23 protein-coding genes are annotated in these 25,477 nt (G+C 72.8%); 11 read left to right on the forward strand and 12 right to left on the reverse strand.

Annotation, left to right across the window (positions count from 1 at the left end):
• From CIB93_RS30520 to CIB93_RS30540, 5 genes are all read right to left on the reverse strand, one after another.
• Window positions 1–881: ABC transporter ATP-binding protein (locus CIB93_RS30520; protein WP_143660102.1), on the reverse strand; the 881-nt coding region annotated here is incomplete at its 3' end.
• A complete protein-coding gene (locus CIB93_RS30525; protein WP_096631587.1) occupies window positions 878–2,053 on the reverse strand; it encodes an energy-coupling factor transporter transmembrane component T in 1,176 nt (391 codons plus the stop codon). The genes CIB93_RS30520 and CIB93_RS30525, both read right to left, overlap by 4 nt.
• Window positions 2,050–2,778 carry an SCO2322 family protein gene (locus tag CIB93_RS30530; protein ID WP_257002435.1) on the reverse strand — a complete coding sequence of 243 codons (729 nt, stop codon included), beginning with the start codon at window positions 2,776–2,778 and terminating at the stop codon, window positions 2,050–2,052. The genes CIB93_RS30525 and CIB93_RS30530 overlap by 4 nt, the downstream gene beginning before the upstream one ends.
• Entirely contained in the window at window positions 2,775–4,025 is a 1,251-nt protein-coding gene (locus tag CIB93_RS30535; RefSeq protein WP_096631588.1) for a prenyltransferase/squalene oxidase repeat-containing protein, read from the reverse strand. The genes CIB93_RS30530 and CIB93_RS30535 overlap by 4 nt, the downstream gene beginning before the upstream one ends.
• Before the next feature lie 427 nt (window positions 4,026–4,452).
• Window positions 4,453–5,490 carry an MBL fold metallo-hydrolase gene (locus CIB93_RS30540; RefSeq protein ID WP_096631590.1) on the reverse strand — a complete coding sequence of 346 codons (1,038 nt, stop codon included), beginning with the start codon at window positions 5,488–5,490 and terminating at the stop codon, window positions 4,453–4,455.
• 197 nt (window positions 5,491–5,687) lie between these two features.
• Between CIB93_RS30540 and CIB93_RS30545 the strand changes: the two genes are divergently transcribed.
• Together CIB93_RS30545 and CIB93_RS30550 are read left to right on the forward strand one after the other, a co-directional pair.
• The gene (locus tag CIB93_RS30545; RefSeq protein WP_096631592.1) at window positions 5,688–7,148 is read left to right on the forward strand and encodes an aldehyde dehydrogenase; all 1,461 of its coding nucleotides are present in this window, start codon (window positions 5,688–5,690) and stop codon (window positions 7,146–7,148) included.
• Entirely contained in the window at window positions 7,149–7,382 is a 234-nt protein-coding gene (locus CIB93_RS30550) for a ferredoxin (RefSeq protein ID WP_096631593.1), read from the forward strand. It begins immediately after the preceding gene.
• A gap of 105 nt (window positions 7,383–7,487) precedes the next feature.
• On the opposite strand, the gene CIB93_RS30555 is transcribed toward CIB93_RS30550, so the two are convergent.
• A complete protein-coding gene (locus CIB93_RS30555) occupies window positions 7,488–7,910 on the reverse strand; it encodes a DUF5959 family protein (RefSeq protein ID WP_096631595.1) in 423 nt (140 codons plus the stop codon).
• Between the two features lie 161 nt (window positions 7,911–8,071).
• A complete protein-coding gene (locus CIB93_RS30560; RefSeq protein WP_096631596.1) occupies window positions 8,072–8,698 on the reverse strand; it encodes a L,D-transpeptidase family protein in 627 nt (208 codons plus the stop codon).
• 356 nt (window positions 8,699–9,054) lie between these two features.
• Here CIB93_RS30560 and CIB93_RS30565 point away from each other — a divergent pair, with 356 nt between their 5' ends.
• On the forward strand, window positions 9,055–9,936 hold the full coding sequence (locus CIB93_RS30565; protein ID WP_096631598.1) for a helix-turn-helix domain-containing protein: 882 nt from the start codon (window positions 9,055–9,057) through the stop codon (window positions 9,934–9,936).
• Window positions 9,933–10,910 carry an XRE family transcriptional regulator gene (locus tag CIB93_RS38185; protein ID WP_179500296.1) on the forward strand — a complete coding sequence of 326 codons (978 nt, stop codon included), beginning with the start codon at window positions 9,933–9,935 and terminating at the stop codon, window positions 10,908–10,910. The genes CIB93_RS30565 and CIB93_RS38185 overlap by 4 nt, the downstream gene beginning before the upstream one ends.
• Before the next feature lie 12 nt (window positions 10,911–10,922).
• Here CIB93_RS38185 and CIB93_RS30585 read toward each other — a convergent pair whose 3' ends face one another.
• A complete protein-coding gene (locus CIB93_RS30585; RefSeq protein ID WP_257002436.1) occupies window positions 10,923–11,642 on the reverse strand; it encodes a TetR family transcriptional regulator in 720 nt (239 codons plus the stop codon).
• A gap of 217 nt (window positions 11,643–11,859) precedes the next feature.
• Here CIB93_RS30585 and CIB93_RS30590 point away from each other — a divergent pair, with 217 nt between their 5' ends.
• From CIB93_RS30590 to CIB93_RS30605, 4 genes are all read left to right on the forward strand, one after another.
• Window positions 11,860–13,173, forward strand: a complete 1,314-nt coding sequence (locus CIB93_RS30590; RefSeq protein ID WP_096631599.1) for a glycosyltransferase family 4 protein — start codon at window positions 11,860–11,862, stop codon at window positions 13,171–13,173.
• 105 nt (window positions 13,174–13,278) lie between these two features.
• Entirely contained in the window at window positions 13,279–14,010 is a 732-nt protein-coding gene (locus CIB93_RS30595; protein ID WP_096631601.1) for a class I SAM-dependent methyltransferase, read from the forward strand.
• On the forward strand, window positions 14,007–15,080 hold the full coding sequence (locus CIB93_RS30600; RefSeq protein WP_096631602.1) for a prenyltransferase: 1,074 nt from the start codon (window positions 14,007–14,009) through the stop codon (window positions 15,078–15,080). Before CIB93_RS30595 ends, CIB93_RS30600 begins: the two co-directional genes overlap by 4 nt.
• A 163-nt stretch (window positions 15,081–15,243) precedes the next feature.
• On the forward strand, window positions 15,244–16,023 hold the full coding sequence (locus CIB93_RS30605; protein WP_096631604.1) for a maleylpyruvate isomerase family mycothiol-dependent enzyme: 780 nt from the start codon (window positions 15,244–15,246) through the stop codon (window positions 16,021–16,023).
• A 10-nt stretch (window positions 16,024–16,033) separates the two neighbouring features.
• On the opposite strand, the gene CIB93_RS30610 is transcribed toward CIB93_RS30605, so the two are convergent.
• The 4 genes from CIB93_RS30610 to CIB93_RS30625 form a co-directional block, all read right to left on the reverse strand.
• Window positions 16,034–17,044: an LLM class F420-dependent oxidoreductase gene (locus CIB93_RS30610; RefSeq protein ID WP_096631605.1), complete on the reverse strand. Its 1,011-nt coding sequence runs from the start codon at window positions 17,042–17,044 to the stop codon at window positions 16,034–16,036.
• Between the two features lie 113 nt (window positions 17,045–17,157).
• Window positions 17,158–18,021, reverse strand: a complete 864-nt coding sequence (locus tag CIB93_RS30615) for a DUF5336 domain-containing protein (RefSeq protein ID WP_096631607.1) — start codon at window positions 18,019–18,021, stop codon at window positions 17,158–17,160.
• A 175-nt stretch (window positions 18,022–18,196) separates the two neighbouring features.
• Window positions 18,197–19,114 carry an N-acetylmuramoyl-L-alanine amidase gene (locus CIB93_RS30620; protein WP_096631608.1) on the reverse strand — a complete coding sequence of 306 codons (918 nt, stop codon included), beginning with the start codon at window positions 19,112–19,114 and terminating at the stop codon, window positions 18,197–18,199.
• A gap of 111 nt (window positions 19,115–19,225) precedes the next feature.
• Window positions 19,226–19,813, reverse strand: a complete 588-nt coding sequence (locus tag CIB93_RS30625) for a class I SAM-dependent methyltransferase (protein ID WP_257002437.1) — start codon at window positions 19,811–19,813, stop codon at window positions 19,226–19,228.
• Window positions 19,814–20,369: 556 nt separating this feature from the next.
• Between CIB93_RS30625 and CIB93_RS30630 the strand changes: the two genes are divergently transcribed.
• From CIB93_RS30630 to CIB93_RS30640, 3 genes are all read left to right on the forward strand, one after another.
• Complete coding sequence (locus CIB93_RS30630; RefSeq protein WP_096631611.1) at window positions 20,370–22,577, forward strand: acyl-CoA dehydrogenase family protein; 2,208 nt, start codon at window positions 20,370–20,372, stop codon at window positions 22,575–22,577.
• 25 nt (window positions 22,578–22,602) lie between these two features.
• Window positions 22,603–23,808, forward strand: a complete 1,206-nt coding sequence (locus tag CIB93_RS30635; protein ID WP_096631613.1) for a lipid-transfer protein — start codon at window positions 22,603–22,605, stop codon at window positions 23,806–23,808.
• 175 nt (window positions 23,809–23,983) lie between these two features.
• Entirely contained in the window at window positions 23,984–25,444 is a 1,461-nt protein-coding gene (locus CIB93_RS30640; protein ID WP_096631614.1) for an MFS transporter, read from the forward strand.
• Window positions 25,445–25,477: the final 33 nt, after the last annotated feature.

Consider the following 25,477-nt stretch of genomic DNA (forward strand, 5'->3'; position numbering starts at 1 on the left):
TCCGGAGCGACCGGCCGCGCAGGCTCCGGCACCGGTGCGGCCGCCGTACGCGCGGGCACGGCCGCGTCCGCCAGCCGGGCCCGCAGCGCACCCGCCCCGCGCCGCGCGTCCCGTACCGACAGGGGCAGCGGGTCCCAGCCCGCCAGCAGCCCCAGTTCGGCCACCGGCGGCCGGACCGGCGACACCCTCATGATCTCGGCGGGCGGCCCCGTGACGGGGGCGACGCCCGGCGCGGGCAGCAGGATGACCTGGTCCGCGTACTGCACCACCCGCTCCAGCCGGTGCTCGGCCATCAGCACGGTCGTGCCCAGGTCGTGGACCAGCCGCTGGAGCACCGCGAGGACCTCCTCGGCCGCCCCCGGGTCCAGCGCCGAGGTCGGCTCGTCGAGCACCAGCACCTTCGGGTGCGGAGTGAGCACCGAGCCGATCGCCACGCGCTGCTGCTGGCCACCCGACAGGGTCGCGATCGGCCGGTCGCGCAGCTCGGCCAGGCCCAGCAGGTCGAGCGTCTCCTCGACCCGGCGGCGCATCACGTCGGGGGCCAGACCCAGCGACTCCATGCCGTACGCGAGCTCGTCCTCGACGGTGTCCGTGACGAAGTGCGCGAGCGGGTCCTGCCCCACCGTGCCGACCAGATCGGCCAGTTCACGCGGCTTGTGCGTACGGGTGTCGCGCCCGCCCACCATGACCCGGCCCGACAGCAGCCCGCCCGTGAAGTGCGGGACGAGCCCCGAGACCGTCCCCAGCAAAGTCGACTTGCCGACCCCCGAAGGGCCGACGAGCAGCACGAGTTCGCCCTCGGGGACCGTGAGGTCGACGCCGGACAGCGTGGGCCGCTCCGTGCCCTCGTACCGCACGGAGACCCGCTCGAACCTGATCACGCCAGCTCCTTGCTGCGATGTGCCTGTTTCCCTGCCCCGGGGGATGACGACGACGGCGGTACGGGCGCGACCAGCGCGGGCAGCAGCCCGATCAGCGCGGCCGCCGCGGGCCACAGCGGCAGCACCGGCGCGGTCAGTGGTACGACACCGGGGCGCAGCGCGTCCGGATCGGCCGCGCCCGCCCAGATCATCACCGCCGCGACCGCCGCACCCGAGCACGCCACCAGCCAGGCCCGTACCCCCCACCGGTCCGGCCGGTAGCGGGTCCGCACCGAGCGACGGCCGCCGAGCCGCAGCCCCGCAAGCGCCGTGACCAGACCGGCCAGCAGCAGCGGCAGCCCGTACACCGCCCCCTGAGCGGCCAGCAGCCCGTACGTTCCCGCGCACACCCCGAGCAGCCCGCCCAGCGTGAGGACGTTCGTGGTGTGCCGGACGGCCGCCGGGACCTGGGCGGTGCGCCCGTAGCCGCGCGCGTCCATCGACGCGGCCAGCGCCACGGACCGCTCCAGCGCCCCCTCCAGCACCGGCAGCCCGATCTGCGCCACCGCCCGCACCCCACCGGTCGGACGGCCCCGCAGCCGCCGCGCGGTGCGCAGCCGGACCACGTCGGCCACCATGTTCGGCGCGAACGTCATCGCCACCACGACGGCGACCCCCACCTCGTACAGCGCACCGGGCAGCGACTTCAGCAGCCGGGCCGGGTTGGCCAGCGCGTTCGCCGCGCCGACACAGATCAGCAGCGTGGCCAGCTTCATCCCGTCGTACAGGGCGAACACCAGCTGTTCCGCCGTGACCCGGCCGCCGATCCGCACCCCCTGCGCCCAGTCGGGCAACGGAAGTTCGGGGAGAACGAACACCGTGTGCGAACCGGGGATCGGCGACCCGAGGAAGACGGAGAACACCACGCGCAGCGCTACGACGAACAGCCCGAGCTTGACGAACGCCCCGTAGGAACGGGCCCACGGGGCGTCCGTCCGCCGGGCCGCGACCACGTACCCCGCCACGCCCACCAGAAGCCCGAGCAACAGCGGGTTCGTCGTCCGGGACGCGGCGGTGGCGAGCCCCAGGGCCCAGAGCCACCACGCCCCGGCGGGCAGCGCGTTGCCGCGGTCGGCCTGCGGCGCGCGCAGAGCGCGGCGGAGCAGCCGGGCGGGGGCCGGGGCGGCGGTCACCGGCGGCGGCGGGCCTGGATGACGGCGGCGATGCCGAGCAGCAGGACGGCGCCGATGCCGACGAGGAGCCCGACGGAGGGACCTCCGCCACCCCCGTCACCTCCCTCGTCAGCGCCTTCCGCCTCTTCGGCCGTCCTGGAGGGTCCGGACGACTTCCCGCTCCCGTCCCCCGACACCTGCTCGCCGCAGCCCGACTTGGGGTAGCCGGAGATCGCGCAGAGCATGGCGCTGCTGTCGTACCGCAGCGGCTTCGCCACCGCGGCGAGCGCGTCCGCGCTGCTGGCGTCCGGCGCGACCTGCGCGCACGCCGTGCGCAACGCGGGCGGCTTCTCGCCGTCCGGGGCGTCGGCAGCGGTGCCCGGGTCGATCACCAGGGCGATCCGCTTGGAGCCGTCCTCCGCCGGGGTGTCCGCGCAGATCGCCCCGAAGTCGGGGGCGCGGCGCGGCTGGTCCGCGTCGCCGGAGTCCTCGCTCACGGCGAACCGGAAGCCCTGGACCGTACCGTCGTCCGGGCGCAGGACGGCCGGGCCCTGGGTGGCGTACTCCCAGTTCTTGCCGTTGCCCTCCCAGAAGGACCAGTAGCGGTACCCGGCGGCCTCGGCGCTGCCCGCCCCCAGCAGGACGGCGGAGGCGGCGACCAGCGCGGTCAGCAGAGCGACGACGGGGGCCCGCAGTGCGACGACGGGGGCCCGCAGATGTGCCAGGGCCGGTGTGCGCCTCGTCACGGCTGCTGCTTCTTCCGGCGCATGCTGAGCAGGAAGCCGATGCCCGTGCCGACGAGCAGTCCGATGCCGATCAGCCACCACAGCCCGAGCCCGCTGTCGTCGCTGCTGGTGCCGCTGGTGGGCTGGGTACCGGTCCGCGTCGGTGCGGGCGTGGCGGTGGCGGCCGGGGCGGGGCCGGTCGCGTTGAGCTGCTTGACGAGGTCGACGCCGCCGAAGCTGCGGGCGTCCGCGCCGGTCGCGTGCGCGGCGAAGATCAACTGGGCTGTGGCGGCCGGACCGCCCTGCTGCGCCCAGGTCTTGGAGTTCTTGGCCAGCCAGCTGACGGAGGCCTCGGCCTTGTCCTTGTGCCCGGAGGCGGAGAGCGCGACGACGGCGTCGGCGGTGTTGCCGAAGTCGGGCTGCGGCGCGCTGTCCTCGGCGCCCGGCATCGGGGGCTGCTCCAGATACGGCGACTTCTCCAGGGTGTCCGCGAGGAAGGAAGCGCCGTTCTGCGCGCTCTGCTCCGGGCTGAGGTCGTCGCCCTTCGTGCAGACGGGGTCCTTCACCGCGTTGGCGTTCCCGATGGCCATGCCCCGGCCCAGCAGACCGAGCACGGCGGCCGCCGAGGAGTCCAGGTTGGCGACGAGCTCGCCCTTCTTGCCCGGCTGGTAGGCGAACGCGCCGCCGTCCTTCTCCCCGCACGGGATGGCGAGGGCCTGGAGCGCGGTGTACGGGGTGCTGCCGTCGGCGGTGGTGAGCTCGTTGATCGGCACGCCGGCCCGGGCGAGGGCGCCGATCACGACACCGGTGGAGTTCGCGTCGCTCGGGCTGCCGGGGTTGTAGCCCCAGCCGCCGTCCTCGTTCTGGACGGACTTCAGCCAGTCGGCGCCGTTGTTCGCGGCGTCGCGGTGCTGGTTGAGCTCGACGAGGGCCTGGACGGCGGCGGCGGTGGCGTTGGTGTCCATCACCGTCGAGGCGTCGCAGGGCTCGGAGGCGTCCCGGTACGAGGTGAACGCCCCGCTGTCGCACTGCTGCCCCACCAGCCAGTCCACCGCCCGCGTCGACGGCGTGACGTACTCGATCTTCTGCGCGAGGAAGGCCAGCGACTGCCGCCAGACCCCGTCGTACGTCGGGTCGGTGGTGCCGTAGAGCCCCGGCGGCAGCTCGGCCGACGGGGAGGGGCTCGGTGCGGCGACCGCTACGGGCGCGGCCGCGCCCAGGAGCACGGCGGTGGTCGCGAGCGCGGCTGCGCTGCGGCGTACGGTCATGGCGGGCTGGGCCTCTCCTGCGAGGGCCGGAGTCCCCGGGCGCACGAGGGCACCGGGCTCCGGCCCCGTATGCCTCGACGGTGCCGGCCACCGGGGTTCCGGTGGCCCGAGGGCCGGTCGTCGAAGTGCCGACCTGCCCGAGCCGCTCACGCTCCGCGGACAGGGCGGTCCGGCTGCCGTCGGGCGGACGGTTCACGGCTGGGGTCCAGCGCCGGATTCGCACCGGCCCACCCCTGTACGGGCATGATGACGACCCGCTCACTCTACCGGTCCGTACCACGTGGACCTGGGGGTGGCGGACCGTGTACGGCATCGGGAACCCACGGACGTACGAGACCGGGGCACCGGCCCCGGCGGGCTCACGGCGGGTTCACGGCGGGCTCGCCCGGCGATGTACGGCGCGCTCACCCGGCGATCCGCGGCGGGCTCACGCGGCGATGTACGTCGTCGGGGGCCCGCCCGGTACGGCCTCCGCGCGCCCGAGCTTCACCAGCCGCCGCAGATGGGACTCGGCCTCCGACACGGCGATCGACCGCGAACCGTGCGGGATCTGCTCCCACGGCCGGTTCCACTCCATCCGCTCGGCGAGCTGCCACGGGGTGAGCGGCGTGGCGAGGAGCGCGAGGAGCCCGGTCAGCCGCTCCTCGTGATGGTCGAGCAGCTCCCGCACCCGCCCGCCCGCGTCGGTGAACGCGTGCTGGTGGGCGGGCAGCACCTCGGCCACCCCGAGCCGCCCGATCCGTTCCAGCGAGGCCAGGTAGTCCCCGAGCGGATCGGTGACGGCGGTGTCGTCGGGGTCCTCGTACAACCCGATGTGCGGGCTGATCCCCGGCAGCAGGTGATCTCCGGAGAACAACCGCCCGTGCCCCGGCAGATTCGCCGGATGCCGCTCCTCCAGATGGAGGCAGACATGGCCCGGGGTGTGGCCGGGGGTCCAGACGGCCCGCAGCCGGCGGCCGGCGAGGCCGATCAGTTCGCCGGGCGCGATGTCTCGGTCGGGCAGGGCGGCGCGCAGCCCGGGCAGGGTCCGCAGCCGCCCCGCGCCGCGGGCGGCGCGCAGCGGGGCGAGGTGTTCCTCGGGCGCACCGACGGCGGCGAGCTTGCGGGTGAGGTAGTCGAGCCAGGTGCCGGGCTCGGAGTCCCGGGTGCGCCGGACGATCGCGGTATCGGCCTCGTGCATCGCGATCCAGGCCCCGGACGCCTCGCGGACCCGCCCGGAGAGGCCGTGGTGGTCGGGGTGGTGGTGGGTGATGACGACGCCGTGGACGTCGGTGACGGCGGTGCCGAGGGCGGCGAGCCCGGCCACGAGCGTGTCCCAGGAGGCCGGGTCGTCCCAGCCGGTGTCGATGAGGACGGGCCCCCGGTCGGTGTCGACGAGGTGGACCAGGGTGTGGCCGAGGGGATTGTCCGGGATGGGTACCTGGATGCTGTGGACGCCTCCGCCGTGGTCGGTCACCTGAGTCATGGGCTCCCCATCTCCGCTTCGGCCTCCACTGTAACGAGAACTCGTTCCAGTGGTAGCCCTGGTCTACCAAATCCTTCGCGTGCGGGGCGGCCCTGTGCGGGCCGGTGCGGTCCGATCCGTGGACTCCTGGAACAGGAACTGGTATCAGTTCTGACGACTGGTCAGTCAGTGGCGCCGGGCGGCGGGAGGCAGCAGCCATGACCGAGCTTGTGGAGCACGGACAACTGTTCATCGGCGGGAAGTTCACCGATCCGCTCGGCAGCGAGGTCATCGAGGTGATCTCCCCGCACACCGAACAGGTCATCGGCCGCGTGCCGCACGCCTCCGAGGCCGACGTCGACCGGGCCGTCGCCGCCGCGCGCCGAGCCTTCGACGAGGGCCCCTGGCCGCGGATGCCGCTGGACGAGCGGATCGCGGTGATCACGCGGATCAAGGACGCCTTCGCCGTACGCCACGAGGAGTTCGCGCGGCTGATCAGCGCGCAGAACGGCACCCCGTACAGTGCGAGCGTCATGGTGCAGGCGCTGGCGGCGATGATGGTCTGGGACTCGGCGATCACGGTGGCGCGCGCCTTCCCCTACGAGGAACGGCGCGACGGCGTCCTCGGCCCGCTCCTGGTCCGCCGCGAACCGGTCGGTGTGGTCGCCGCGGTCGTACCGTGGAACGTCCCCCAGTTCACGGCCGCCGCGAAACTGGCCCCAGCGCTCCTGGCAGGCTGCACGGCGGTCCTGAAGGTCTCACCGGAAACCCCCCTGGACGCCTACCTCCTGGCGGAGACAGCGGCGGAGGCGGGCCTGCCGGAGGGCGTCCTCTCCATCCTCCCGGCGGACCGGGAGGTCAGCGAGTACCTGGTGGGCCACCGGGACGTGGACAAGGTCTCCTTCACCGGCTCGGTCGCCGCGGGCCGCCGCGTGATGGAGGTCGCCTCCCGCAACCTCAGCCGGGTCACCCTCGAACTGGGCGGCAAGTCGGCCGCGGTGATCCTTCCCGACGCGGATCTGGACGCGGCGGTCGCGGGCATCGTCCCCTTCGCCTGGATGATCAACGGCCAGGCGTGCGTGGCCCAGACGCGCATCCTTGCCCCGCGCTCCCGTTACGACGAGGTGGCGGAGGCGTTCGCGGCAGCGGCGGGCGCGCTCCGCGTGGGCGACCCCCTGGACCCCACCACGGAACTCGGCCCCCTGGTGGCCCGCCGCCAGCAACAACGCTCCCTGGACTACATCCGCCTGGGCCAGGAGGAGGGCGCCAAGATCCTCACGGGCGGCAGCCGCCCCGCCTCCCAGGAACGCGGCTGGTACGTGGAACCCACACTCTTCGGCTCGGTCGACAATTCCATGCGCATCGCCCGCGAGGAGATCTTCGGCCCGGTCGTCTGCCTGATCCCGTACGGCGACGAGGCCGAGGCCGTCCGCATCGCCGACGACTCCCCGTACGGCCTCAGCGGCAGCGTCTGGACGGCCGACACGGAACGCGGCATCGACATCGCCCGCCAGGTCCGCACCGGCACGTACAGCGTGAACACCTTCAGCCTCGACATGCTGGGCCCGTTCGGCGGCTACAAGAACTCGGGCCTGGGCCGCGAATTCGGCCCCGAGGGCTACGGCGAGTTCTTCGAGCACAAGATGATCCACCTCCCCGCCGACTACCGGGAGGCGTGAATGGGCGACCGCTGGCACGTGGAGGTGGACCGGTCCGTCTGCATCGGCTCCGGCATGTGCGTCAACCACGCCCCAAACGCCTTCCACCTGGACACCGCCCGCCAGTCCCACCCGACGGACGAGGACCGCGACGCGGCCGAACAGGTCCTGGCGGCGGCGGAGGGCTGCCCGGTGGAGGCGATCACGCTGACGCTTGCGGGGTCGGGGGAGGTGGTTTTTCCGCCGGAGGAGTGATCTCCGCCTCCGAATTCAACGTCGCTCCTGCCGGGTGTTCTGCGGATGCTCGTGATGTGCATGAGCGGACGTAGTTCCCTATTCGGCGGGCGGGCCCGGGAAGTCTCATGAGGGCGTTGTCACTGCGGCCCGTACGTGATCCAACCTCCGCCGGTTGTCCTCCAGCCATGCCGGTGTGACGTCGACCGGTACGCGCACGGAGACCTGCGTCGACGGCGAGTCGTGCACTGATACTTCCACCGGGTCATCGGGAACCACGTCCACCCACGCGCTGCGGCCACCGGCCGGCCATTCGGCCCCCTGCTCGGACTGGAGAGCATCGAGACAGCGCTCCCATTCGTCCAGGTCCTCAAGCGACACCTGGAGGCCGACCCGCCCGCTGACGAAGTCGCTCGTCACGACGATCTCGGCCGGGTAGTAACGCTTCTCGTCCACCGTCAGAGGCGCACCACAGCTCACTTCAACAGCGACGCTCTGGGTCGTGTCCGCGAACCGGAAGAGCTCGAACGTCTGCGCTGCGTCAACCACACTTGCCCCTTGAACACTTGATCGACCAAGTCGCTGTCGATCCTCTCTCACGTGTCCGGCGAACGCCGGCACCCCGGCCCTGATCCTGCTCCCGTGAAGTGGTGGTTCCGCTGAGGAGAGGAGGGGGCGGGGTGCCGGGGTGGTCAGTCAGGGGGGAGTGGTCAGCCGACCTTCAGGGTCTTGGGCCAGCCGTTCGCCGTGGCCCTGTTGAACAGGGTCTTGATGTGCGCGGGCTTCAGCTTGATGCAGCCCGCGGACTTGTAGTCGTGGTTGCCCTCCCAGCGCCACGGGGAGTCCTTGCCCTTCTTGGGGCCCTGCTTGCCGTTGCTCTTCATCTCGCTGTGGATGAACAGCTCGGTGCGCTTTGTCCCCTTGCTGCACTTCTTGTCGGTGAGCTTGATGACGTAGCCCTTGATCGCGCTCCCGTTGAAGTTCTTCTTGCGGAACTCGATCTTGTAGGAGCCGTTGGGCAGCCAGCCGGCGTTCGACTTGCAGGCGTCCTTGGAGCCGTTGCCTGAGCCGGCGCGCCAGCTGACGAGGGACTTGTCCTTGCCCTTGCGGATCTGCATCAGGTGGAGCTTGGAGTTGGTCGGGCTCTTCTTGTTCTTGACGAACTTGAGGTAGGTCTTCGGTGACTTGTTCTTGCCCTTGGCCTTGGCGGCGACCGACGGTGCCGCGTCGGCGGGCTGGACGGAGGCCACGGACACGCCTCCGCCGAGCACCACGACCGCCAGGGCTGCCGGCGCGAGCCGGGTGGCGAAGTGTGTGCGGAAGGTCTGACCGGTCATGAGGAAGTCCCCGTTCTTCTCGGGCTGTTGGGCGACTTGTCGTGACGCTGTCGCCCCGCTGCCCCATGACCTTGCCCGCCCCGTCGGTCGCCGTCCACGAGAATCGGCCGGGTGGGAATACGCGGGACGCCGACGCCTCTGACCTGCTGCTTCGTCGTGTCCCGTGAGGCTGCGACGGGACGCCCCGGGGGGTGAGGGAAGGGGAGAGCGGATAGCGGCACCCGACCATGAGTAATCGGGTAAAAGGCCAATTGTCAGGTTTCTTCTGCCCGTTGAGGCGTGACGGTGGAATATCCTGAGGCCGTCGTCCGAGTGGTTGCCAGTGAGCTGACCGCATCTGGCAAGGGGGGAAAGTCATGCCGCGTCGGCGGGAGTTGCCCGAGTCCTTGAACGAGCAGGCTGCCGAGCTGGTGGCGGAACTGCGCAGGGCCAGAAGCCGCAGTGGTCTGACCCTGGAAGCACTGGCGCGGAAGACCGCCTACAGCAAGTCCTCCTGGGAGCGGTATCTGAACGGCCGCACCATCCCCTCGGCCGATGCGGTCGAAGCCCTCTGCTCGGTGGCTGGGTGCGACCCGGTCCGCCTGCTCGCCCTGCGTGACGTCGCCGACGCCGCCGCACGGCAGAGCCGGGGGCAGCGCGCAGTCGCCCCGACGGAGAAGACGGAGGAGGCGGGGAACGCGGAGGGTGCTGCCTCCGGGGTGGTCCTGGGAGAGCCGGCGGAGCCCGCGAGCGCCGTGGACGCCCCGAAGGCAGGTCGGCGCGGGGCGCCTCCCGAGGCCGAGGGGGACCCGCCTGCCCCCGGGCAGCCGGGCCGGCCGAAGTGGCTGTGGCCCGCTGCCGTGTTCCTGGGCGCCGGTATGGCCGTGACGGGTGGGCTGTTGTTCGCCGCGCCCTGGCAAGGAGAAGGGGCGTCCCCGCGCAGTCCGCTCACCAGCGCCCACGACGGCCCGTACGTCTGGGGGCGGGAAACCGCCTATCCCTGCCGGATCCAGCAGCACGACGGGCTGACCTACGCGGGGCACAGTGCCACCCACGAGACCGTCCTGGCGCAGAACACGACGAGCTGGGACGTCGTCGAGGCCCAGTGCCTGCTGCGCGCGGCGGGTCTGGACCCGGGTGCCGTCGACGGGGTCTACGGACCGAACACCGAGCGGGCCGTCAAGCGGCTCCAGGCCGCCGCCGGGATCGAGGACGACGGCCTGGTCGGGCCCGACACCTGGAAGGTCCTCAGGGGATGAGTCCGTTGTCCGGAGAGGGGCGCCCGCTGCCCGGTGAACGGGCCGTCACCGTCGAGGAGAGCCGCTGCGCCGAAGCCCTGCGCGGCCTCCGGGCGCGGAGCGGCCTCTCGCTCAAGGCGCTGGCCGCCGAGACCTCGTACAGCAAGTCCTCCTGGGAGCGTTACCTCAACGGGAAGTCCCGTCCGCCCCGGGAAGCCGTCGTCGCCTTGTGCCGGGTGGCGGGCGAGGCCCCCGCCCACTGCCTTGCCCTGTGGGATCTCGCGGAAGAGTCGAAGAGCCGGGCATCGGGGGGTGCGGTCCCCGTCTCCGACCGTGCCTCCGGTCCTGGCCCCGGCCTCGCCTCCGCCCATGCCCCTGGTCCTGCCTCCGACCCCGTCGCCACCCCTGCCCCCGCTCCTGAATCCGTTCGTGTCCCCCACGTTCCAGTGCCGGGACCGGATTCCGGTGCTGCTTCGGCCTCCACCCCTCCCCGCAGCCCCTGGGGCCCCAGGAGCCCCTACGCCCGGGCCGCCGCCGTCCTCGTCGCGCTGCTCGGTACGACGGTGCTGATCACCGCCCATGTCAAAGAGCCCGAGAACATCCCGCCCCAGGAGCCCGAGTTCGCCTGCCACGGCCCCGGCTGCGCGGGGCGCGACGTCATCGCCACCCGCTGCGGGATGCACCCCGACACCGTCAGTACCCATCGGCCCCGACCGGGCATCCGGATCGATCTGCGGCACGAGGAGGGGTGCGGCGCGGGATGGGCCCGGGTCTGGGGGCAGCGCATCGGGGACTCCGTGACCGTTTCCGCGGGGGGCGGGGAGCCGCAGAGGCTCACGGTGCCGGACAAGTACGCGACGGGGCTGCGGCTCCATACGCCGATGGTCGCCACCGACGACCCGGCGGCCCTCCGTGTCTGTGTCACGCTCGCGTCGGACGGGACCGAGCGGTGCTTCCCCGACGAGGCCGCGACGACACCCCGCGAAACCCCGTGAGGCGTCGCGAGGTCAGCCCGGTTCCGCCGTCAGGTCGATCAGGCGGCAGACCGTCTCGATGTCGATCTTCACCTGAGCGATCGAGGCCCGGCCCGACAGCCAGGTGATCAGCGCCGAGTGCCAGGTGTGCTCGATCACGCGGACCGCGGAGAGCTGTTCCGGCGTCGGGCGCTCCAGGCCCATCGCGTCCAGGATGATCGCCGTGGTGAGGCGGGAGACCGTGTCCACCTCGGGGCTCACGCTGCGGTCCGCGAAGGTGAGCGCGCGGACCATCGCGTCCGCGAGGTGCGGTTCGCGCTGGAGGGCGCGGAAGGCCCGCATCAGGGTCTCCGCGACCCGCTGGGCCGCGTCGTCGCCGGCCGGGGGGCGCTTGCGGAGTGTGGTGTGCATGTGCTGGAGCTGGTCCTGCATGGTGGCGACCAGCAGATGGATCTTGGAGGGGAAGTAGCGGTAGAGCGTGCCGAGCGCCACCCCGGCCGCCTCCGCCACCTCGCGCATCTGCACCGCCTCGAACCCGCCCCGGCTGGCGAGCTGGGCGCTGGCGTGCAGGATGCGGCGGCGACGGGCCTCCTGCCGCTCGGTCAACGGAGGCGCCGTGCGGTCGGTCGACGCCGACAGGGATGCCCCGCGCTCGGCCGATGCGGGCGTCGCGCTTTCGGTCGGCGTGGGCGCTGCCGGTCTGGCGTCCGCGGTCATGCTGTCACCATCCATGATCCATGATCCATGATCCATGGCCTTGTTCCTCGGCATCCGGGCGGACGAGCGGGCGCCCCGGGCGCGCACAGCATGCCAGGACGTCCGTCGTGGCGCGAATCACCTGATCCGGCCGTCACACCGACGCTACCTGCCGGTAGATTCGATGCACGTTGAACGATCAAGTCTGAAACTTGTTCTAGATTAGCGCGACCGGTTACGCTCCGGCGAACACGCAGTCAGAAGGGGGCCGAGTGTGACCGCTGAGGCCATAGAAACGGGCCCCCGCACGGGCGAAGGCGGCTCCGCCGGGGCCGGTGACCGGCCGTTGCGCATCGCACTCCTCACGTACAAGGGCAATCCGTTCTGCGGCGGCCAGGGCGTGTACGTCCGCCACCTCGGGCGGGAGCTCGCGCGGCTCGGCCACAGCGTCGAAGTGATCGGCGCGCAGCCCTACCCGGTGCTCGACGAGGGCGTCCCGCTCACCGAGCTGCCCAGCCTCGACCTCTACCGGCAGCCCGACCCCTTCCGTACGCCGAAGCGCGGCGAGTACCGGGACTGGATCGACTTCGCCGAGGTCGCCACCATGTGGACCGGCGGCTTCCCCGAGCCGCTCACCTTCAGCCTGCGCGCCCGCCGCCATCTCCTCTCCCGGCGCGGCGAGTTCGACGTCGTCCACGACAACCAGACCCTCGGCTACGGGCTGCTCGGCGACCTCGGGGCCCCGCTCGTGACGACCATCCACCACCCCATCACCGTGGACCGCAGGCTCGACCTGGCCGCCGCCACCAGCCGCCGCCGACGCGCCTCCGTACGCCGCTGGTACGCCTTCACCCGGATGCAGAAGCGGGTCGCCCGCAAGCTGGACTCCGTCCTCACCGTCTCCGGCTCCTCCCGTGACGAGATAGTCGAGGACCTCGGCGTACGGGCGGACCGGATCAGCGTCGTCCACATCGGCGCCGACACCGACCTGTGGTCGCCCGACCCCTCCGTCGCCGAGGTGCCGGGACGCATCGTCACCACCTCCAGCGCCGACGTCCCCCTCAAAGGCCTGGTCCACCTCGTCGACGCGCTCGCCAAGCTCCGTACGGAGAATCCCGACGCCCACCTCGTCGTCGTCGGCAAGCGCGCCGAGAACGGGCCGGTCGCACGGGCCATCGAGCGGCACGGGCTGGCGGACGCGGTCGAGTTCGTCAAGGGCATCAGCGATCCCGAGCTGGTCGACCTCGTGCGCAGCGCCCAGGTCTCCTGCGTGCCCTCGCTGTACGAGGGGTTCTCGCTGCCCGCCGCCGAGGCGATGGCCACCGGCACCCCGCTCGTCGCCACCACCGGCGGTGCGATCCCCGAGGTCTCCGGCCGCGACGGGGAGACCTGTCTCGCCGTGCCGCCCGGTGACGCGGACGCGCTGGCCGGGGCGCTGGCCCGGCTGCTGGCCGATCCGGAGCTGCGTGCCCGGCTCGGTGCGGCGGGCCGGGCACGGGTGCTGGAGAAGTTCACCTGGGCCAGGGCCGCCGCCGGAACGGCCGAGCTGTACCGTCAGGCGATCGCCGCCCGCGGAGCCCACAGGTGACGCACGCCCCGCAGGCGGACGCAGGTCCGCAGACCGCGGACCCGTCGACCGGAACCCGTACCTCGCTCATCTGAACCGTACCTCCGACCTCGAAGGCAGGCCCTCGTGCTGACCGTCGACTTCACCCGCTTCCCGCTCGCCGCAGGCGACCGAGTGCTCGACCTGGGCTGCGGTGCCGGCCGGCATGCCTTCGAGTGTTACCGGCGCGGTGCGCAGGTCGTCGCCCTCGACCAGAACGGCGAGGAGATCCGCGAGGTCGCCAAGTGGTTCGCCGCGATGAAGGAGGCGGGGGAGGCCCCCGAGGGTGCCACCGCCACCGCCATGGAGGGCGACGCCCTCAACCTGCCGTTCCCCGACGACTCCTTCGACGTCGTGATCATCTCCGAGGTCATGGAGCACATCCCGGACGACAAGGGCGTCCTCGCCGAGATGGTCCGGGTCCTCAAGCCCGGCGGCCGGATCGCCGTCACCGTCCCGCGCTACGGCCCCGAGAAGGTCTGCTGGGCCCTCTCCGACGCGTACCACGAGGTCGAGGGCGGCCACATCCGTATCTACAAGGCCGACCAGCTCCTCGCCCGCATCCGCGAGGCCGGACTCAAGCCGTACGGCACCCACCACGCCCATGCGCTGCACTCACCGTACTGGTGGCTGAAGTGCGCCTTCGGGGTCGACAACGACAAGGCCCTGCCGGTGCGCGCGTACCACAAGCTGTTGGTCTGGGACATCATGAAGAAGCCGCTCGCCACCCGGGTCGCCGAACAGCTCCTCAACCCGGTCGTCGGCAAGAGCTTCGTCGCGTACGCCACCAAGCCGCACCTTCCGAAGGCCGAGGCGTGAGCACTCCCGAACAGACCGAACACCTTGTCCTCCCCGGCGTCCTGACGGCAGGGCAGGCGGCCGAGACGGTCGCCGCGCTCCTCGCCGTGCAGCGTGCGGACGGGGCGCTGCCCTGGTTCCGGGGCCACCACCTCGACCCGTGGGACCACACCGAGGCCGCGATGGCCCTGGACGCGGCCGGTGAGCACGGGGCGGCGGCACGCGCCTACGACTGGCTCGCCCGCAACCAGAACGCCGACGGCTCCTGGTACGCCGCCTACCACGACGGCGACCCGCAGCAGCCGACCGACCGGAGCCTCGAAAGCAACTTCTGCGCGTACGTGGCCGTCGGCGTCTGGCACCACTATCTGGCCACCGGCGACGACGCGTTCGTCGACCGGATGTGGCCCACGGTCTTCTCGGCGGTCGAGTTCGTGCTCGGGCTCCAGCAGCCCGGCGGGCAGATCGGCTGGAAGCGGGAGGCCGACGGCACGCCGGTGAACGACGCGCTGCTGACCGGCTCCTCCTCGATCCACCAGGCGCTGCGCTGCGCGCTGGCCATCGCCGAGCGCCGCGAGGAGCCGCAGCCCGACTGGGAGTTGGCGACCGGCGCGCTGGCCCATGCCATCCGCAGCCACCCCGAGCGCTTCCTCGACAAGAACCGCTACTCGATGGACTGGTACTACCCGGTCCTCGGCGGCGCGGTCACCGGGGCCGAGGCCACCGCCCGTATCCAGGAGGGCTGGGACCGCTTCGTCGTGCCCGGGCTCGGGGTGCGCTGTGTGCTCCCCAATCCGTGGGTCACCGGCGGCGAGAGCTGCGAACTCGCCCTTGCCCTCTGGGTGACGGGGGAGTCGGACCGGGCGCTGGAGATCCTCCAGTCCGTCCAGCACCTGCGCGCCGAGGGCGGCCTGTACTGGACGGGTTACGTCTTCGAGGGCAACACGGCGTTCTGGCCCGAGGAGCTCACCACCTGGACGGCGGGCTCCCTGCTGCTGGCGGTGGCCGCGCTCGGGGGGGACGAGGCGACCACCGCGGTCTTCGGGGGCGAGCGGCTGCCGGTCGGCCTGGAGCCGGACTGCTGCCGCTGAACACCGCCCGATGGACGGTTCGCGCAGGGTGAGGACCGGACGGCCCGCACCGGGTGGCGACCGGTGCGGGGAGGGGTGAACCCGGTTCGTCCCACCGGGTAGGGCCGGTGGGCAGGGGATATCCAGGTGATCCACTCGGGTGTCGCCGACTAGGGTGCCAGCCATGACGCTGCTCCCGTACGACCGTTACTGCGACGAGATCCTGGCCCAGACCGACGCCCTGCGCGCGACGCTGGCCGGTGCCGATCTCGCCGTGACCGTGCCCACCTGCCCCGACTGGACGCTGCGCGAACTCGCCGTGCATGTCGGCGGCGCGCACCGCTGGGTCGGTGAGATCGTGCGCACCCGGGCCGCCGAGGACGTTCCCGAGGACAAGGTGCCGGGTATCGAGGGGCCCGGCGGTGACGACCCCGGGGCGCTCGACGCCTGGCTCGCCGAGGGGGCGGCGGACGTGGTGGCCGCGTTGCGGGAGGCGGGGCCGGACGCCGAGGTGTGGACGTGGGCGTGGGAGCGGCGGACCGACTTCTGGGCGCGGCGCATGACGCACGAGACGGCGGTGCACCGCGCGGACGCGGCGCTCGCCGCGCGGGTCCCGTACACCGTCGGCCCCGAGGTGGCCGCCGACACCATCGAGGAGTGGCTGCGCATCGTCTCCTTCGCCCAGGAGGACGGTGACCCGGAGGCGTCCGAACTTCGAGGCGGCGGGCGCTCGTTGCACCTGCACGCCACCGACGTGCCGGGTGCCGAGTGGCTGATCGGGTTCGGCGAGGACCGGTTCACCTGGCGGCGGGCCCACGAGAAGGCGACGGTCGTGCTGCGGGGCCCGCTCACCGAGCTGATGCTCGTCTTCAACCGCCGCCTCGATCCGACCGACGACCGGGTGGAGGTGCTCGGCGACGCGGAGCTGCTGGACTTCTGGCTGGACCGGTCGTCCTTCGGATGAACCGGCGCCTCTAGCTGTTGAGTTCCGCCAGGACCCGCAGTGTGTGCGGGTCCGGGGCGGTGACCAGCAGGTCCGTCACCGGGCCCTTGCGCCACAGCTCCAGCCGCTCCTTGATGCGGGCGCGCGGGCCCACCAGCGAGATCTCGTCGGCGAACGCGTCGGGCACCGCCCGCACCGCCTCCTCCTTGCGGCCCTGGAGGAACAGCTCCTGGATCCGGCGGGCCTCCTCCTCGAACCCCATCCGGGCCATCAGGTCCGCGTGGAAGTTGCGGGCCGCGTGGCCCATCCCGCCGATGTAGAAGCCGAGCATCGCCTTCACCGGCCACAGCCCCTCGGTCACGTCGTCGCAGACCTGCGCGCGGGCCATCGGCGCGATCATGAACCCGTCCCGGAGTCCGGTGAGCGAGGCCTCGTGGACGTCCGTGCGCAGCGGCGACCAGTACAGCGGCAGCCAGCCGTCCGCGATCGCCACCGTCTGCGCGATGTTCTTCGGGCCCTCCGCGCCCAGCAGGACGGGGAGGGATGCCCGCAGGGGGTGGGTGATCGGCTTCAGCGGCTTGCCGAGGCCGGTGGCGTCGGGGCCGGTGTACGGGTGGGAGTGGAAGTGACCCGCCAGCTCGACCGGGGCCTGCCGTGCCAGCACCTGCCGGATCACCTCGACGTACTCGCGGGTCGCGGTCAGCGGGCTCCGCGGGAACGGCCGCCCGTACCACCCCTCCACCACCTGCGGCCCGGACAGGCCGAGGCCCAGCAGCATCCGGCCACCGGAGAGATGGTCCAGGGTCAGCGCGTGCATGGCCGTCGCGGTCGGGGTGCGGGCCGCCATCTGCGCGATCCCGGTGCCCAGCCGGAGCCGTGAGGTGCGGGCGGCGATCCAGGTCAGCGCGGTGAAGGCGTCCGACCCCCAGGCCTCCGCCGTCCAGACCGAGTCATAGCCGAGCCGCTCGGCCTCCTGGGCCAGGGGGAGGTGGCCGGGGTCCGGGCCGCGGCCCCAGTATCCGAGCGCGAGTCCTAGCCGCATTCCGTTCCCTCCGGCCGTTGCTGACGGTGTGTCAGCTGCTGTCAGGAGTGGACTGTACGACAGTGGCCCCCCGCCCGGAAGGGCGAGGGGCCACTGTGTGAGCTGCGTGCGGATCAGCCGCGCTGGATGCCCGTGGTGTCCTGGAGGACGCCGCGACGGCCGTCCTGCGTCTGGGCGATGAGGCCCTGGCCGCGCTGCTCCACCGCGAGGTACCAGGTGCCCGGCGCCAGCTCGGCGATCGGGTTCGGCGAACCGTCCTCGCCGTACAGCGGGCGCGCCACCGGAACGGCGAACCAGAACGGGGTGAAGTCGCCCGCCGGGGCCGCGCCGCCCTGCGAGGGCTGCTGGTCCGGGGCCTGCGCCTGCTGCGCCTGCTGCGCCGGGTCGGCCGGGGCGGGCTGGCCCTGCGGGCCGCCGGGCTGCGCACCCGGGTAGCCGTAACCCTGGCTCGGCTGAGCGCCGTACGGCTGCTGCTGGGCGCCCGGGTAGCCGTAGCCCTGGCCGGGCTGCGCGCCGTACGGCGGCTGGATGCCCTGAGCCGGCTTCGGGGCGCCGACGAGCGGGGCCTTGAGCGCGGGGATCAGCGGAGCGGCGACCGCCGCCGCCGCGAGCACGATGGCGGCCAGCAGGCCGAGAATCAGACCGGCCCCGGCGTCGTTGATGTCGAGGATCGTCCAGAACGCGGTCCACAGCGCGAAGACCGTGAGCGCCACACCGAACTGGCCGATGTCGAGCCCGGCGACCTTGCGGCCCGGCATGGTCCGGCCGACGACCACCAGCGCCGCGCCGATGACACCGGCGAGGAAGACGCTCATCAGGAGCCCGAGCGAGTCCCAGGCGTTCGGGCTGTCGAAGCGGGAGCAGTCGATGCCGGAGGGGCAGTCATAGCTGGAGTAGTCGAGGAAAGAGGCGATGAACAGCACGACCGCTGCTCCGATCACCACGCCATCGCCTCGAGTGAGGGAGCGGATATTCACGTGAAGGTCCTTAGTCGGTCGTCTCGTCGGGGCGGTCGTCGCTGCCGCCGGTGCGGCGGTACGGCACGAAGCTCGGGAGCGGCTCCCCATCGTACGGATGAATCTATCGTCTGCTCGGGCGGGTTGCGTCCCAGCCCGGATTCTGAACGGGTATCCCCCCAATATCACCGCAGAACTACCCCTCCAGGTAGCTCGCAATCCCGTCGGCCAGGCCCTGGGCCGCCTTCTGCCGCCAACTGGCGCTGGTAAGCAGGGCGGCGTCCTTCGGGTCACGCATATTGCCGCATTCGATGAACACTTTGGGCACAGTCGACAGATTCAGTCCGCCGAGATCGCTGCGCGTGTCCAGACCGGAATTCCCGCCGATGTAATTGGAGGGCGCGCTTCCGGTCGTGCGGGCGAAGTGCCCGGCGATCCTGGCCCCGAGGGCGGCCGAACTCTCCACGATCTTCGTGGTGTCGGCCCCGCCGCCCTTCACCCGGGCGGGCAGGATCACATGGAAGCCCCGGTTGCCCACGCCCGACCCGTCGGCGTGCACCGAGACCACCGCGTCGGCCTTGGCCTCGTTGCCGATCCGCGCCCGCTCGTCGATGCACGGCCCGAACGGCCGGTCGTCGTCGTGCGTCAGCCGGACCCGTGCCCCCTGCGCCTCCAGCAGGGCGCGCAGCCGGTGTGACACGTCGAGGGTGAACCGGGCCTCCGCGTAACCGTCGTTGGTGGCTGTACCGGTCGTATCGCACTCCTTGCGCCCGGTGCCGATGTCGACTTTCGCGTTGATCTCCCGGGTGTGCTCGCGGTTACGCGGGTTGTGTCCCGGGTCGATCACCACCGTCCGGCCGGTCAGCGGGCCGCGCGGCAGCGGCTCGGTGGGGGACGCGGAGGGTTCCGGTCGGTCCCCGGTCGGTGCGGGCGGCGGAGTCGGGGCCGTCGCGGAGGCTCCGCTCCCGCCCGGCCCGGGCGAGGCCGCACCGGCCTGGTCTGCTCCGGGGCCGCCACCGCATCCGGCGGCGGTCAGGCAGAGCGCGGTGAGCGCGGCGGCCGCGAACAGGGGCCGGGTACGGCGGGTGGGGGGAGGGCTGTCGTCGTACGGCACGCGGCGATGCTACCCACCCGGGCGCCGACCCGGATGCCCGTGTCCGGCTGCCGGGGCGGCGGCCTGGATGTCAGGTGCCCGTGTCCGGCCACCAGGGTGGCGGCCCGGGTGTCAGATGCCCGTACCCGTACGCCGCAGCACGCGCAGCGAGTCCGTCGCCGACACCTCGGTGAACGCACCGGAGGCCAGCGCCCGCAGATAGACCCGGTACGGGGCCTGCCCGCCGTCGGCCGGGTCGGGGAACACGTCGTGGATGACCAGCAGCCCGCCCTCGGCGACATGCGGGGCCCAGCCCTCGTAGTCCCCGTTCGCGTGCTCGTCGGTGTGTCCGCCGTCGATGAAGACGAGCCCGAGCGGACCTGCCCAGACGGCGGCGACCTGCGGGGAGCGCCCGACGAGCGCCACCACGTGGTCCTCCAGACCGGCCCGGTGCAGAGTGCGGCGGAACGTCGGCAGGGTGTCCATCAGCCCGACCTCGGGGTCCACCACGCTCGGGTCGTGGTACTCCCAGCCCGGCTGCTGCTCCTCGCTGCCCCGGTGGTGGTCGACGGTGAGCGCGCTCACCCCGGCCGCCCGCGCCGCGTCCGCCAGCAGGATCGTGGAGCGGCCGCAGTAAGTGCCCACCTCCAGCAGGGGCAGCCCGAGCGCGCCGGCCCCGGTGGCGGCGGTGTACAGGGCGAGGCCCTCGTGGACGGGCATGAAGCCCTTGGCGGCCTCGAACGCGGCGAGGATCTCCGGGCCGGGTCCGGCGGCGGGCGCGGACACAGGAGTGGCTGCGGACTCGGCGGTCACGGGGTTCCTCCAGGTGGGGCGGGGCGGCCCGGGGCTGTTCCAGGGCGGCGACCATCGTGCCGTACCGGTCGGCCGCTCCGGTCGGCGGGGCTAGCCGTCGCCCAGGAAGCGGTCGACGAGCAGGATCGCGATGCCCACCGGCACCGACAGCACGGCGATGTGCAGCAGTTCCCGGCGGACGGCCGCCATGGTCGGCTTCTTCTTCATCGGTGGTCCCCCTTGGTTTCCGTCCGTATCCGCGAAATCTCCGTACGGGCCGCCGCGCAGGGCCCCCGGGCAGCGTTCTCCACCCGGGCCCCCTCAGGCGCGTTCATGCTAAACGCTTCCTCCGGGCCTCCGTACTCCGCATGCCGCCCCGGACGCTCCCTCCCCCCGTGGACCGATCGCCCTCCTGACCTTCCGTCATATTGAAACGTGTTCTACTCTTGCGCCGTTCCAGTGGCTGCGACCGGCGAGGACTCGCATGGGCATCGGCACGGGTATCGGCATCACCGAAGAACACCGCGCGCTGGCGCACTCCGTACGCGGATGGCTGGCGCACGCCGCGCCGCCCGGCGAGGTGCGCGAACTCCTCGACGCGGAGGGCCTGGCCGCCCCCGGCGCGCGCCCCGCGCACTGGGAGGCGCTCGCCGCGCAGGGGCTGGCCGGGATACATCTGCCCGAGGTGTACGGCGGTGGCGGCGGGGATCTCCTCGACCTCGCCGTCGTCCTGGAGGAGGCCGCCTACGCCTCGTTGCCGGGTCCGTACCTCGCGACCACGCTGACCTCCGCCGTGCTCCACCGGGCCGCCGGTCCGGCGGCCGGCGCGCTGGGCGGGGTGCTCCGCGACCTGGCGGGCGGGGGCCTCGCCGCCGCGCTCGCCCTCGCCCCCGGCACCCTCGCCGCCACCCCCGTCGAGGGAGGTCACCGGCTCGACGGCACCGCGCCGCCCGTGCTCTCCGCCGCCGCGGCCGACCTGCTGCTCCTGCCCGCCGCCACGGCCGACGGTGAGCGCTGGTTCCTCGTGGACGCCGGGGCCGACGGGCTCACCGTGCGCCCGCACCGCAGCGTCGACCCGACCCGCCCCACCGCCGAGGTGGGCGCCGACGCCGTCCACGTACCGGCGCACCGGGCCCTGCCCCCGGATCTCGCGCTCGTCCGCGACCTGGCCGCCGTCCTCATGGCCGCCGACGCCTGCGGGACCGCCGCTCGGAGCCTGGACACGGCCGTCGAACACGCCACCGTACGCGAGCAGTTCGGGCGGCCCGTCGGCGCGTTCCAGGGCGTCAAACACCTCTGCGCCGACATGCTCGTCCGCCTCGAACAGGCTCGCGCGCTGACCTGGGACGCGGCCCGGGCGGCGGACGGAGAACCTGAAGTGCGCGCGCTCACCGCCGCCCTCGCCGCCGCCACCGCACCCGAAGCCGCGTACAGCTGTGCCAAGGACGCCATCCAGATCCTCGGCGGGATCGGCTTCACCTGGGAGCACGATGCCCACCTCCACCTGCGCCGAGCCGTCCTCGCCCGGCAGCTCCTCGGTACCGCCGACGTCCACCGGCTGCGCGCCGCCCGCCTCGCCGAGGCCGGGGCCCGCCGCGAACTGGCCCTGGAACTCCCCGCCGAGGCCGCCCGCCACCGCACCGAGGCCCGCCATCACCTCACAGCCGCCCAGGGCCTCCCGCCCCGCGAGGCCCGCCGGGCGCTGGCCGCCACCGGCTACGCCGCCCCGCACCTGCCCGCCCCGTACGGACTGGACGCGGGCCCCGTACAACAGCTGGCGATCCAGCAGGAATCGAGGGAGCAGGGCATCCGCCTCAGCGACCTCTCCATCGCCACCTGGGTCGTGCCATCCCTCATCGCGTACGGGACCGAGGCTCAGCGGGAGCGCTACCTGCCGGCCACCCTGCGCGGCGACCTCCAGTGGTGCCAGCTCTTCTCCGAGCCCGACGCCGGGTCCGACCTCGCCGCCCTGCGCACCCGTGCCGTACGGACCGACGAGGGCTGGCGGATCACCGGGCAGAAGGTCTGGACGAGCGCCGCCCGCACCGCCGACCACGGCATTCTGCTGGCCCGCACCGACCCGGACGCGCCCAGACACCGGGGCCTCACCTACTTCCTGGTCGACATGAAGCAGGCCCGAGGCATCGACATCCGCCCGCTGAAGGAGATCACCGGGGAATCCCTCTTCAACGAGGTCTACTTCGACGACGTACTCCTCCCCGCCGACGCCGTCGTCGGGGAGGTCGGCGGCGGCTGGCGCGTCGCCCGCAACACCCTGGGCAACGAACGCGTCCACATGGCCGACCGGATGACCTTCGGCAGCGGCCTCGAAGCGCTGATCGCCCGCTCCGCCGCACTCGACGACACGACCCGGACACGTATCGGCACGCTCGCCGCCGAGGCCCACGCCCTCGCCTGCATCGGGCTGCGCACCACACTCCGGCAGGTCTCCGGCCTCGAACCGGGTGCCGGGGCCTCCGTGCGCAAACTCGTCCAGACCGTCCACCAGCAGAAGGCCGCCGAACTCACCCTCGAACTCCTCGGCCCGGACGGCACGGTGGACGAGCCGGGAGCGGGGGAACAGGCCCTCCGCGGCTTCCTGATGTCCCGCTGCCTGACCATCGCGGGCGGCACGACCCAGATCCAGCTGAACGTCATCGCCGAACGCATCCTCGGCCTCCCCCGGGACTGACCGCAAAGACAAGAGGAGTCGGAAGATGAAGGCCTACATCGTCGGCGTCGGTATGACGAGGTTCGAGAAGCCGGAGACCCGCGACTGGCAGTACTGGGACATGGTCCGCGAAGCGGGCACCGCCGCCCTGGCCGACGCGGGCGTCCGCTACGACCAGGTCGAACAGGTTCCCGTCGGCTACTGCTTCCAGGCCTCCACCGCCGGACAGCGTGCCGTCTACGAGCTGGGGCTGACCGGAGTCCCCGTCTACAACGTCAACAACAACTGCGCCACCGGCTCCACCGCCCTGATGCTCGCCCGGCAGTTCGTGGCGGGCGGCGGCAGCGACTGCGTGCTCGCGGTCGGCTTCGAGAAGATGGCGCGCGGGTCATTGGGCGGCGGATCGGGTGGTGGATCAGGCTCCGGCGGCGACTTCGCGACCTCGCCCGTCGCCCGGCACTACGGGATCATGGCCGCCGCCCACGGCTTCGAGACGTCCCCGCCCACCGCGCAGATCTTCGGCAACGCGGCCCGTGAGCACATGGAGCGGTACGGGACCACGCCCGCGCAGCTCGCGGCGGTCGGCGCCAAGAACCACCGGCACTCGGTGAACAACCCGTACGCCCAGTTCCAGGACCCGTACACGGTCGACGAGATCCTCGCCGCCCGTACCGTCCACCGCCCCCTCACCAAGCTCCAGTGCTCGCCCACCTCCGACGGGGCCGCGGCGGCCGTCGTCGTCTCCGAGCGGTTCGTCGAGCGGCACGGACTGGGGGAGCGGGCCGTGGAGATCGCCGCCCAGGCCATGACCACCGACACCGACGCCTCCTTCGCCTCCGGCAGCTGCGTCGACGCGGTCGGCGCCCCGATGTCCAAGGCCGCGGCCCAGCAGGTCTACGCGGCCTCCGGCCACGGCCCGGACGACCTCGACGTCATCGAGCTGCACGACTGCTTCTCCGTCAACGAACTCCTCACCTACGAGGCGCTCGGCCTGTGCGGCGAGGGGGAGTCCGGCAAGCTCGTCGAGTCCGGGGCGACCACCTACGGCGGGCGCTGGGTGGTGAACCCGTCGGGCGGGCTGATCTCCAAGGGCCACCCCCTGGGCGCCACGGGCATCGCCCAGGCCGCCGAGCTGACCTGGCACCTGCGCGGCGAGGCCGGAGCCCGCCAGGTCCCCGGCGCACGGACGGCCCTCGCCCACAACATCGGGCTGGGCGGCGCGGCGGTGGTCACGCTACTGCGGCGCGCCTGAGCCTTGCGGCCGCGCGGTGCGTTCGGCCCCGCGAATCGGCCCCTGGGTCCGGGGCGCGTGCGGTGCGTTCGGCCCCTTGAATCCGCCCCGGGTCCGGGGGCGCGCGGTGCCTGCGACCCGGGACCCGGGGCCTGCGTCCGATGCCCGATGTACGGGCCGCTCGCCGCCTGCGACCATGACCTGCATGCCTGACGTCTCCGCGCCCGTCTCCGCCCCATCGGCCACCCCGCGAATACCGCCCAGCACCTGGGCCGTCGTCCTCGCCGCCTGCACCGGCCAGTTCCTCGTCGTCCTCGATGTCGCCGTCGTCAATGTGGCGCTTCCCTCGATGCGGGCCGACCTGGGGCTGAGCGCCGCCGCGCTCCAGTGGGTCGTCAACGCCTACTCGATCGCGTTCGCCGGGTTCATGCTGCTGGGCGGGCGGGCCGCCGACATCTACGGGCGCAAGCTGATGTTCCTCGTCGGGCTCGGCCTCTTCACCGCCGCCTCCCTCGCGGGCGGCCTCGCCCAGGAGGGCTGGCAGCTCCTCGCCGCGCGTGGCGTGCAGGGCCTCGGGGCGGCCGTGCTCGCCCCGGCCACGCTCACCATCCTCACGGCCGCCGTCCCCGAGGGCCCCGCCCGGACCAGGGCCATCGGGACCTGGATGGCGGTCGGCGCGGGCGGCGGTGCGGCGGGCGGGCTCGTCGGCGGGGTGCTCACCGACGCCCTGTCCTGGCGCTGGGTCCTCCTGATCAACGTGCCGATCGGTGCCCTCGTCCTGGTCGCCGCCGCCCTGCGGATCACCGAGGGCCGGGCGGGCGACCGGCGCCGGATCGACCTGCTGGGCGCGGTCCTCGTCACCGCGGGCCTCGCCGCCGTCGCGTACGGGATCGTCCAGACCGAGGCCGAGGGCTGGGCCGCCGCCACGCTCGTACCGCTGCTGGCCGGGGTGGCGCTGCTCGCCGCGTTCGTGGCGGTCGAGGCGCGGACGGCGGTGCCGCTGATCCCGCTGCGCGTGTTCTCCGTACGGGCGGTGTCGTCGGCCAACGTATCGATGCTGCTCATGGGGTCGGCGACCTTCTCCATGTGGTACTTCATGACCGTGTACGCCCAGAACGTCCTGGGCTACACGCCGTTGCAGGCCGGGCTCGCCCTGATGCCGACCTCGGCCGCCGTCGTCATCGGCGCCAAGATCGGGCCCCGGCTGATGGTGCGTACGGGGGCCAAGAGTCTCGCCGTCGCCGGGGTCCTGATCACCGCCGCGGGCTTCGGCTGGCAGTCCACCATGGGTGTGGACGGTTCCTACCTCACCGCGATCATGCTCCCCGGCATCCTGATGATGGCCGGGGCGGGCCTCGCCTCCACCCCGCTCGCCGCCCTCGCCACCTCCGGCGCGGCCCCCGGGGACGCCGGACTCGTCTCCGGGCTGATCAACACCTCCCGCACGATGGGCGGGGCGCTCGGCCTCGCGGTGCTCTCGACCGTCGCCGCCGCCCGCACCGGGGGGTCCGGCGACGCGGCCGAGATCACCGCCGGGTACGCCGCGGCCTTCCGTACGGCGAGCGGGGTGCTGCTCGCCGGGGCGGTCGTGATGCTGCTCTGGCTGCCGAACCACCGCAGCCCGCGCCCTCCGGCCGAGGTCCCGGCCAAGGTGTGACGGGCAGGGGTCAGGTGGCCGTCGGGGCTTCGG

Origin of the sequence: Streptomyces sp. WZ.A104 (genome assembly GCF_002382885.1) — a bacterium.
Classification (GTDB): domain Bacteria; phylum Actinomycetota; class Actinomycetes; order Streptomycetales; family Streptomycetaceae; genus Streptomyces.

Excerpts from the sequence above, each read along its gene's own strand:
- CIB93_RS30550 (WP_096631593.1), top strand. The coding sequence starts at position 7,149 with ATGGGCGACCGCTGGCACGTGGAGGTGGACCGGTCCGTCTGCATCGGC.
- CIB93_RS30610 (WP_096631605.1), bottom strand. The coding sequence starts at position 17,044 with ATGCGGCTAGGACTCGCGCTCGGATACTGGGGCCGCGGCCCGGACCCC.
- CIB93_RS30640 (WP_096631614.1), top strand. The coding sequence starts at position 23,984 with ATGACCTGCATGCCTGACGTCTCCGCGCCCGTCTCCGCCCCATCGGCC.
- CIB93_RS30560 (WP_096631596.1), bottom strand. The coding sequence starts at position 8,698 with ATGACCGGTCAGACCTTCCGCACACACTTCGCCACCCGGCTCGCGCCG.
- CIB93_RS30565 (WP_096631598.1), top strand. The coding sequence starts at position 9,055 with ATGCCGCGTCGGCGGGAGTTGCCCGAGTCCTTGAACGAGCAGGCTGCC.
- CIB93_RS38185 (WP_179500296.1), top strand. The coding sequence starts at position 9,933 with ATGAGTCCGTTGTCCGGAGAGGGGCGCCCGCTGCCCGGTGAACGGGCC.
- CIB93_RS30535 (WP_096631588.1), bottom strand. The coding sequence starts at position 4,025 with ATGACCGTACGCCGCAGCGCAGCCGCGCTCGCGACCACCGCCGTGCTC.
- CIB93_RS30605 (WP_096631604.1), top strand. The coding sequence starts at position 15,244 with ATGACGCTGCTCCCGTACGACCGTTACTGCGACGAGATCCTGGCCCAG.
- CIB93_RS30625 (WP_257002437.1), bottom strand. The coding sequence starts at position 19,813 with ATGCCCGTCCACGAGGGCCTCGCCCTGTACACCGCCGCCACCGGGGCC.
- CIB93_RS30545 (WP_096631592.1), top strand. The coding sequence starts at position 5,688 with ATGACCGAGCTTGTGGAGCACGGACAACTGTTCATCGGCGGGAAGTTC.
- CIB93_RS30635 (WP_096631613.1), top strand. The coding sequence starts at position 22,603 with ATGAAGGCCTACATCGTCGGCGTCGGTATGACGAGGTTCGAGAAGCCG.
- CIB93_RS30630 (WP_096631611.1), top strand. The coding sequence starts at position 20,370 with ATGGGCATCGGCACGGGTATCGGCATCACCGAAGAACACCGCGCGCTG.
- CIB93_RS30585 (WP_257002436.1), bottom strand. The coding sequence starts at position 11,642 with ATGGATCATGGATCATGGATCATGGATGGTGACAGCATGACCGCGGAC.
- CIB93_RS30540 (WP_096631590.1), bottom strand. The coding sequence starts at position 5,490 with ATGACTCAGGTGACCGACCACGGCGGAGGCGTCCACAGCATCCAGGTA.